Annotated in this window: 2 protein-coding genes; both read right to left on the bottom strand. The window is 72.1% G+C overall.

The window, feature by feature from the left end:
• Positions 1–237: 237 nt before the first annotated feature.
• Positions 238–729 (bottom strand): methylated-DNA--[protein]-cysteine S-methyltransferase, encoded by a 492-nt coding sequence (locus QRO91_RS03415; RefSeq protein ID WP_049432187.1) that lies wholly within the window; start codon positions 727–729, stop codon positions 238–240.
• A partial coding sequence (locus QRO91_RS03410; RefSeq protein WP_285310257.1) for a DNA-3-methyladenine glycosylase occupies positions 726–1,625 on the bottom strand: 900 nt, incomplete at its 5' end. The genes QRO91_RS03410 and QRO91_RS03415, both read right to left, overlap by 4 nt.

Below are 1,625 nucleotides of genomic sequence, written 5' to 3'. Positions count from 1 at the left end.
AGCACCGGGCGGGACCCCCCGGGGGGCGCGGTACTGGGCCGCGTCCCCGCCGAGCCCGCCCGCCCCCCCCCCCCCCCCCCCCCCCCCCCCCCCCCCCCCCCCCCCCCCGCCCCGGCCGGCCGCCCCCCCCCCCCCCCCCCCCCCCCCCCCCCACCACGGCATCCCACGGAATCCTGCTGTTGCTTCGGCCGTTGCCGTTGCTTCTGCGGGTGCCGGGCGCCGCCCGGCCAGCAACTCTCAGGCGAACAGCGGTGCCTGGCGTTGTTCCAGCCGCAACAGCGCGGCCTTGGTTTCCAGCCCGCCGCCGAAACCGGTCAGCGCGCCGTTGCTGCCGATCACACGATGGCAGGGCAGGATGATCGGCAGCGGATTGCGGCCGTTCGCCGCGCCCACCGCGCGGGTCGCGCTGGGTTGGCCCAGGTGCTGCGCCAGCTGAAGGTAACTCCAGGTCTGGCCAAACGGGATCAGCGCCAGCGCCTGCCACACGCGTAGCTGGAACGGGGTGCCACGTGGCGCCAGCTGCAGGTCGAACTGGTTGCGCTCGCCGTGCAGGAACTGCAGCAGTTGGTCGCGCGCTTCCGGCAAAGCATCCGGCGCGTAATGCCAGCCGTCGCGGCCGCGTGCCGGATGGCGGTTCTCCGGGAACAGCACATGTGACAGCCCACGCTCGTCACCGGCGATGGTCAGCACGCCGATAGGGCTGTCGAAACGATCGAACAACAGGGTCATGTCGGTTCTCCAACGAAAGTGCCGGACAGGTGCCACAGGTGCAGCACGGCGTAGGCGCGCCACGGGCGCCACGATTGCGAGCGGGCTTCGGTTGCACGCTCGCTCAGGCGCTGGCCCTGCGCGTGGCCGAGGACCTGCTGCAGCACCAGGTCACCGGCGGGGAAGGCATCGGGCTGGCCAAGTCCGCGCAGGGCAATGTACTGCGCGGTCCACGGGCCGATGCCGGGCAGTGCAACACAGCGCGCAACGAATTCTTCGAGCGCCTGGCCGGGACCGAAGTCGAGCTGGCCACTGGCACAGGCGGCGGCCAGCGCACGCACGGTGGCGGCGCGGGTGCGCGGCAGGCCGATCGATTCCAGTGGCGCTTCGGCCACCATCTCGGGCGCCGGGAACTGGCGATCGAACTCGGACGGCATGCCCGGCAGGTGCGCCCCGTATGCATCGACCAGACGCCGCGCAAAGGTCGTGGCGGCGGCGACACTGACCTGCTGGCCCAGCACCGCACGCACGCCCACTTCGAAACCATCCCAGCCGCCGGGCACGCGCAGCCCGGGGCGTTCGGTGATGCCGCGTGCCAGCAGGGGTTCTTCGTTGAGGGCGGCGTGAACCTGCTGCAGGTCTGCATCGAGGTCGAAAACGCGACGTACTCGGCGCACGATGTCCGGGATCAGGCGCGGATCCACCGCGCCCAGCTGCAGGCGCAGCTCCGGGCGCTTCGGATCGGCGGTGACGCGCAGCAGGGTGGGGCGCTCCGGCGTGCCGAGCACGCGCTGGTAGCTGTCTTCGCCGATCAGTTCGATGCCGGGCAGGCTGCGCTTGCGCAGGAACGCCAGCATGCGTGGGAAGTCCAGCGGCGGGCGATACACCAGGCGCAGCACCAGGCCGCCATCATCGGC

Origin of the sequence: Stenotrophomonas maltophilia group sp. Smal32, from assembly GCF_030237085.1 — a bacterium.
Lineage (GTDB): Bacteria > Pseudomonadota > Gammaproteobacteria > Xanthomonadales > Xanthomonadaceae > Stenotrophomonas > Stenotrophomonas maltophilia_Q.
This window is presented reverse-complemented; position numbering and strand designations above follow the sequence as displayed.